At 75.7% G+C, this 7096-nt stretch carries 5 protein-coding genes and 1 pseudogene; 5 read left to right on the forward strand and 1 reads right to left on the reverse strand.

Annotated elements, in window-relative coordinates; genetic code table 11:
• Nucleotides 1-94: 94 nt before the first annotated feature.
• A pseudogene (locus ACFV1L_RS36205) lies at nt 95-847 on the reverse strand (alcohol dehydrogenase catalytic domain-containing protein); the annotation flags it as partial.
• 236 nt (nt 848-1083) lie between these two features.
• Between ACFV1L_RS36205 and ACFV1L_RS36210 the strand changes: the two are divergent.
• The 5 genes from ACFV1L_RS36210 (at nt 1084) to ACFV1L_RS36230 (ending at nt 7014) form a co-directional block, all read left to right on the forward strand.
• Complete coding sequence (locus ACFV1L_RS36210) at nt 1084-2436, forward strand: M48 family metalloprotease (RefSeq protein WP_380374520.1); 1353 nt, start codon at nt 1084-1086, stop codon at nt 2434-2436.
• Nucleotides 2437-2550: 114 nt separating this feature from the next.
• A complete protein-coding gene (locus ACFV1L_RS36215) occupies nt 2551-3210 on the forward strand; it encodes a class I SAM-dependent methyltransferase (protein ID WP_380374522.1) in 660 nt (219 codons plus the stop codon).
• A gap of 247 nt (nt 3211-3457) precedes the next feature.
• Nucleotides 3458-4861, forward strand: coding sequence for a hypothetical protein (locus ACFV1L_RS36220; RefSeq protein ID WP_380374523.1), 1404 nt, complete (start codon nt 3458-3460; stop codon nt 4859-4861).
• A 7-nt stretch (nt 4862-4868) separates the two neighbouring features.
• Nucleotides 4869-5855 carry an N-acetylmuramoyl-L-alanine amidase gene (locus tag ACFV1L_RS36225; protein ID WP_380374525.1) on the forward strand — a complete coding sequence of 329 codons (987 nt, stop codon included), beginning with the start codon at nt 4869-4871 and terminating at the stop codon, nt 5853-5855.
• Between the two features lie 205 nt (nt 5856-6060).
• The gene (locus ACFV1L_RS36230) at nt 6061-7014 is read left to right on the forward strand and encodes a hypothetical protein (protein WP_380374527.1); all 954 of its coding nucleotides are present in this window, start codon (nt 6061-6063) and stop codon (nt 7012-7014) included.
• Nucleotides 7015-7096: the final 82 nt, after the last annotated feature.

The following is a 7096-nucleotide window of genomic DNA, read 5'->3' on the forward strand; positions in this document are numbered from 1 at the left end:
CTGTGGGTGGCGGCGACCTGGCTGCTGGGCCTGTACCTGCGGCTGTCCGGTTCGTTCGACGCGGTCTACGGGCCGCTCAGTGCGGTGTTCTCGCTTCGAAGACGTAGTCGAAGCCGCCGCCGGGGACGCCGCGGGCGGCGGACTTGAGGTCCTCGGGGGCGATCGCCTCGGTCGCGCCGAAGCCGAGGGCGCGTTCGCGCCGGGACTCGACCGGGTCGACGACGGTGATCCGGGCGGCGCCGCAGATTCGGGCGCCCTGGACGGCGGCGATGCCGACGCCGCCCGCGCCGATCACCGCGACGGCCGAACCGGGCTCCACCCGGGCGGTGTTGACGGCGGCTCCGAGTCCGGTGGTGACGCCGCAGCCGATCAGCGCGGCCAGCTCGTAGGGCAGGTCGGCGGGCACCGGCAGCAGGGCGTCGGCGGCGACCACCAGTTCCTCGGCGAAGGTGCCGGTGCCGTAGAAGCCGTACGCGTCGGTGTCGCCGCCGACCCGGAAGGTCGGGGTGGAGAGCCGGCGGAGCGAGGCCACGCACAGGTGGGTCCGGCCGTGCAGGCAGGCGTGGCAGCGGCCGCAGGGCGGCATCCAGCACAGCACCACCCGGTCCCCGGGGGCGAGGCCGGTGACGCCCTCGCCGACCTCGACCACCTCGCCGGCGCCCTCGTGCCCGGGCACGAACGGGGCGGGCTGGGGGAGCACGCCGGACATCGCGGACAGGTCGGAGTGGCAGAGGCTGGCGGCGTGCAGCCGGACCCGGACCCTGCCCGGTCCGAAGCCGATCGCCTCGACGTCGTCGCGGACGTCCAGGGTGTCCTGTCCGGTCTTCTGCAGGATCGCTGCGCGCACGGGCTGCTCCCGGGGTGAGGGTCCTTCGCGGGCGGGCGGCGGGCCCGGCTGCGGTGGGGCGGTTGGGGGGCGGCGGAGGCCGAGGCCCACGGTGGTGGAACACGTTCTACTCCGGGGCCGCCCTCTGTATAGCGCATCGGTGCGGCCGGGCGGCAGTCCGTGTCCCGCACCGGCCGCGACCCGGCGACCGGAAACCGCTTTCCCGCTGTCCGCCGGACATGGCATGATCCGCCGCCATGCCGACCACCGACGCCGCGGGCAGCAGAGCCCCCGGCACCGCCGCCCCCGCCGAACGCTGTCCCGGGTGCCGGTCCGCGCTCGTCGTCCACGAACGCTTCCCCACCTGGTGCCCGAGCTGCGAGTGGAACCTGCTTCCGCCCGAGCCGGCCGCCGAGCACCGCACACCCCGTCAGCAGCGCCGCGCGGAACGGGCCGAGCGCCGTGAGGAGGCCCTCCGACGGGACGTCAGGGCCCGCAGTGAGCAGGTGTTCAAGCTGGTCTCCGAGGGCGGCTCGGACCTCCAGGACGGCACGACGGCGGCCGCGTACGCGCTGGCCGGGGTCGTCCACCTGGTGTCGCTGACGCTGCTGCTGCTCGGTCTCGGCCTGGTCGCCGGGCTGCTGCTGCCCGGCTGGCCCGGCCGGATCGTCGGGGTGATCCTGCTGGCCGTCGCCTTCCAACTGCGGCCCCGACTGGGCCGCCCGGCCCGGGACGGCGTGCTGACCCGCGCCGCCGCACCGACCCTGTACGAGCTGGTCGACCGGATCTGCGAGGCGGTGGGCGCGCCGAAGGTCGACTCGATCGCGGTCGACGGGGAGTGGAACGCCTCCTTCGGCGTGCTCGGACTGCGCCGCCACCGGCAGCTGACCATCGGCATGCCGCTGTGGACGGTGCTCTCTCCGCAGCAGCGGGTCGCCCTGCTCGCGCACGAGGTCGGACACTGCGTCAACGGCGACCACCGGCGCGGCCTGTGGACCGGCTCGGCGCTCAACACGCTGGTCGAGTGGTACCGGCTGACCGTGCCGGACCGGACCAGGCTCCAGGAGGGCCCGGTCGGGCTGATCGTGACGATCGCCTACGCGCTGGCCAACCGGGTCCTGTGGGTGCTGAACCGGGCGGTGCGCCGCCTGGTGCTGCTGATGAACCGGCTGTGGCTGCGCTCCGGGCAGGCCGCCGAGTACCGGGCCGACCTGCTGTCGGTCCGGCTGACCTCGGTCGCCGACACCCGCGGCATGCTGACCGCGCTGCTGCACCGGCCGACCTTCGAGACGGTGCTGCACCGTCAGCGCACCGTCCCCCGGCGGCGGCCCGCAGCCGGCCGGCCCGCCGCACCCGACCTGTGGCAGTCGCTGGCCGAGGCCGTCCGCACCGTCCCGCCGCTGGAGACCGAACGCCGGCTGCGGGTGGCCGGCCGGCTGGACAGCGCCGTGGACAGCTCGCACCCGCCGACCCATCTGCGGCTGCGGATGCTCACCGCCGTCCCGGCCGAACAGCACCGGCACCCGGTGGTGCTGGACTCCGGCCGGAGCGCACTGGTCGAGGCCGAACTCGCCGGCCGCCGCGAACGGATCGCCGTCGACCTGCTCTGATCCGGCGGTCGGCTGCCGTCCTCCGCGGACCGGTCCGCGGAGACCGGTCGGCGAAGGACGTTCCTACCATCCAGTAGGGTCCTGGTCAGTCCCCCAGCCCGGCAGGAGCGCCCGATGACCGACCCGACCCCGGCCGCCCCGGCCACGCCCGACCCGCAGGTGCTCGACGCGTTCCGGGCGGCCACCGGATTCATGCCGGAGGACGAGGGCCTGGCGCTGTACGCGGCGGCCCTGGAGGCGGCCGGGCGCACCGGCCTGCCACTGCTGGAGATCGGCACCTACTGCGGGCGTTCGGCGATCCTGCTGGCCGACGCCGCCCGCCGCACCGGAACGGTCGCCCTCACCGTCGACCACCACCGCGGCTCCGAGGAGCAGCAGCCCGGCTGGGAGTACCACGACCCGACGCTGGTCGACCCGGAGGTCGGCCTGATGGACACCCTGCCGCGGTTCCGCCGCACCCTGCACGCGGCCGGCCTGGAGCCGCACGTGGTGGCGCTGGTCGGACGCTCGCCGCAGATCGCGGCGGTGTGGCAGGGCCGGCTGTCGCTGGTGTTCATCGACGGCGGGCACACCGACGAGCACGCCACCGGCGACTACCTGGGCTGGGCCCCGCACCTGGCCGAGGACGGCCTGCTGGTGGTGCACGACGTGTTCCCCGACCCGGCGGACGGCGGCCAGGCCCCGTACCGGGTGTACCTGCGGGCGCTGGACGAGGGCTTCGAGGAGGTCTCGGTGACGGGCTCGCTGCGAGTGCTGCGCCGCGCCGCGTCCTGACCTTCCGTCACCGTCCGCGGCGGGCTGCGGCCGGCAATTTCCGCCCGCGACCGGGAACGATCACCGCCGCCGCTGCGTCGTCCCCACCGCGACGCGTTGCGGGACCGCCGTGACCCGGCCCGCCGACGGCCGGTACGGTGTCGGGGCGGCAGACGGCGAACGACCCGTGCGGGCGCGGTCGGTGCGACGGACAGGCATCCACGGGTCGGCAATCCACGGGTCAGCAGGCGGGGGCGAGGGGCAGCGCATGACGGAACAGGGCAGGGCCGCACGGGCGGTGTGGGATCCGACCGCGAACAACGGCGCGGGCGGCTGGGTCCGCAGGCCGGTGGCGGCCGACCCGGCGGCCGCGGGTCCGCCCACCACGGCGATCCCGCTGCCGAAGATCCCGGACGGCCCGGTCGCGCCCGCCGCCCCGGTCCCGCCGGTCCCGCCCGTCTCCGCCGTCTCACCGGTCCCGCCACAGGCCGAGGCGCCGCAGCCTCCTGCGACTCCCGGTCCGGCGGCCCCGTCCCCCGCACCGCAGCCCGGCCCGGCGCCCGGCGCGCAGCAGCCGCCCGCCGCCGCGCAGCCCTCGTACGGCGGTCAGCAGACCTTCGGCGGGCAGCAGTTCCCGCCGCCGCAGCCCCAGGCCCAGACCTTCGGCGGGCAGCAGGGCTTCACCGCGCCGCCCGCCTTCCCCGGCCAGCCGGCCCGGGGCAACGGCCCGCAGCCCGCCTTCGGCGGCCAGCCGGGGTTCGACGGCCGGCAGAGCTTCGGCGGGCACCAGCAGTTCGATCAGCAGCCGTACGGGCAGCAGCAGTTCGGCGGCCCGCAGGGGACCTTCGGCGGGCAGCCGGACCACGGCGGCCGGCAGAGCTTCGGCGGGCAGCAGCAGTTCGGGACCGGCCCGGGCGGGTACGGCGGCCAGGAGCCGGAGTTCGACTACGACGACGATCCGCGGCGGCGGCGCACCCCGGTGCTGATCGGTGCGGCGGTGGCGCTGCTGCTGGTGATCGGCGTCGGCGTGGTGTGGGCGGTGCAGAACAGCGACAGCGGCGGCTCGAAGCAGGCGCAGGGCGGCAGCACCGCCCCGGCCCCCGTCCCGTCGCAGGGCGGCGCCGGCGGGCAGGGGGCGTCGCCCGCGGCCTCCGCGTCGGGCGGCGCCGATCCGTCGCCGGCCGCCTCGGGCGCCTCCTCGGCCGGGCCGGACGCCGCCTCGCAGGCGAAGGCGCTGGACGCGCTGCTGACCAAGGGGGAGAACGCGAAGGCGCCGATCGGCAACGCGGTGGCGAAGGTCCGCAGCTGCCCGCCGAAGGCGGAGATCGACATCGCCGCGAAGGTGTTCGACACCGGCGCCCAGCAGCGCGACCAACTGCTCGCCGAGCTGGCCCAGTTGAAGACCGACAGCCTGCCCGGCGGGGCGGACGCGGTGGCGAGGCTGAAGGACGCCTGGCAGCAGTCCGGGGACATCGACCGGGCGTACGCGGCCTGGGCGCGCACCGTCTCCGCCCAGGGCTGCGCGAACAACACCGTGCCCAGCACCGCCGACCTGGGCCGCGCCAACGACCTCAACCCGCAGGCCACCCAGTCCAAGAAGGACTTCGTGGCGAAGTGGAAACCGATCGCCGACACGTACGGACTGACGGTGCGTACCTGGGACAGGATCTGAGGAACTCGTGACCGGCCGCACCACCCCGCCCCCCGTCGAGCCCGACCCGTACCCCGGCCCGGAGCAGCGCACCGCGCTGTGGCGGCCGGCCGCGAAGGTGGCGGGGGTGGTGCTGCCGGTCTGCCTGATCGGCTGGCTGGGCTGGCAGGCGGTCGCGAACAGTTCGCGGGACGTGACCTCGCACGCCACCGTCGCGCCGCACTACGCGGAGGGCGACCGGCTGGACGGGGACGGTGCGGCCGGCTCCCCCGCCCCGGCGGACAGCCCGGAGGCGGGGGCCGCGGCGCCGTCGCCGTCCGCGCCGGCGCCGGGCGCGGCGGGGCGGCCGCTGTCCGGGCGGACAGTGCTGCTCGATCCGGGCCACAACACGGGCAACGTCAAGCACGGTGCCGAGATCAACCGGAAGGTGGACATCGGCAACGGCCGCAAGGAGTGCGACACCACCGGCACGTCCACCGACGCGGGCTACTCGGAGGCGGAGTTCACCCTCGACGTGGTGCACCGGGCGCGGCAGATCCTGCAGGACCGGGGCGCGACGGTGGTGCTCACCCAGGACGGCGACCGTGCGTGGGGTCCGTGCATCGACGAGCGGGCCCGGATCGGCAACGACGCCAAGGCGGACGCGGCGGTGTCCGTCCACGCGGACGGCGCGCCGGCCTCCGGCAGCGGCTTCCACGTGATCATGCCCGGCAGGGTGGTGGCCGGCCCCGCCGACACCGCCGCGCTCGTCGATCCGTCGCACCGGCTCGGCGTGCTGCTGCGCGACGCGTTCAGGGCCGGCACCGGCGAGCCGACCTCGACCTACATCGGCCAGCAGGGCCTGGACACCCGCACCGACCTGGGCGGTCTCAACCTGTCGAAGGTCCCGAAGGTGTTCATCGAGTGCGGCAACATGCGCAACGCCGGGGACGCCGGACGGATGTCCGACCCGGAGTGGCGCCAGCGCGCCGCCCGGGCCGTCGCCGACGCCCTGACCAGCTATCTCACGGGGTGAGCCGCTGCACCGACCCGTCTTTCGACCGCTCGTCCCGTCCTCGTGCCGGACGCCCGCCGACCCGTTCGGTTCGTACCGGATCGGGAGGGCGCTGTGCACACGGCGTCGCCTTGGCCCTAGGCTTTTGCCCCGTCGTACCGCTCCGGTACCACGGGGGCTCGGTCACCGCCCGCCGACCACGACTACACCAATGAGGGGAACGTCAGTGAACCTGCGCGCTCTCACCAGGGGAGACGCCGCCGTCGCCGGTGCGGCAGTACTGCTCCTGATTTCGTCCTTCCTGCCTTTCCGGGCGTTCGACTGCTCCGGCAAGTACTGCCCCGGCAGCACGTCCCGCAACGGCTGGTCCTCGGACCTGTTCCCGGTGCTGCCCTCGGTCGTCCTGACCGGCCTGATCGGCGCGGTGCTGATCCTGCTGTTCCGTCTCCAGAAGGAGAACTGGGGCGGCAAGCAGGTCGCCGGCCTGCGCCTGGACCAGTGGGGCACGGCGCTGGCCGTGGTCTCGTTCTGGGGCTGCCTGTGGACCCTGCTCGGCTGCCCGGACGGTCTCACCAACGGCGCGGGCGCCTGGCTGTCGCTGGTCGCCACGCTGGCCCTGGCGGCTGCGGTGATCGCCGCTCCGCTGGTCCCGGCGCTGGCCGGCCCGCTGCTCTCGGCCGCCCCGTCGGCGCCGACCACCCCGCAGCCGTTCCCGCCGTACGCCGGCCAGCCCGGCGCCCCCGGTCAGCCCGGCGCGTACGGCTACCCGGGCGCGCAGCAGCAGCCGTTCCCCGGCCAGCCGCAGCCGCAGGCCGAACAGCCCGCGCCCGCGCAGCAGTTCGGCGGCCAGCCGGCCGGCGGCTACGGCTACCCGGCTCCCGCGCAGGCGGCCGCGCCGGCTCCGCAGCCGGTGGCGCAGCAGCCCACCGCGGTCCAGCCGGCCGTGCAGGACCACGTCCCGCCGCAGGCCGCCGCCGCTCCGTTCGCCCCGTTCTGGTTCGCCGTCCCGGCGGTCCGTCCGCTGGCCAACAAGGACAACCCGGCGGCCCCGCCGGTCGGCGAGCTGGTCCCCGGCACCTGGTACCTGGCGGTCGACCAGCGCGGTGCGGCCCTGGTCGCCCAGCTGCCCGACGGCACCCACGGCGTCCTGAACGACACCGCGGGCATCCAGCGCGGCTGACGCCCGCTCAGGGGCGCACGCGCCCGCGCGGGCGACCCCGTTCACACCGAAAGGTCCGCCCGGGAAGGGGACTCCCCTTCCC

It is taken from the genome of Kitasatospora sp. NPDC059646 (assembly GCF_042734615.1).
In the GTDB taxonomy this organism is placed as follows: Bacteria; Actinomycetota; Actinomycetes; order Streptomycetales; family Streptomycetaceae; genus Kitasatospora.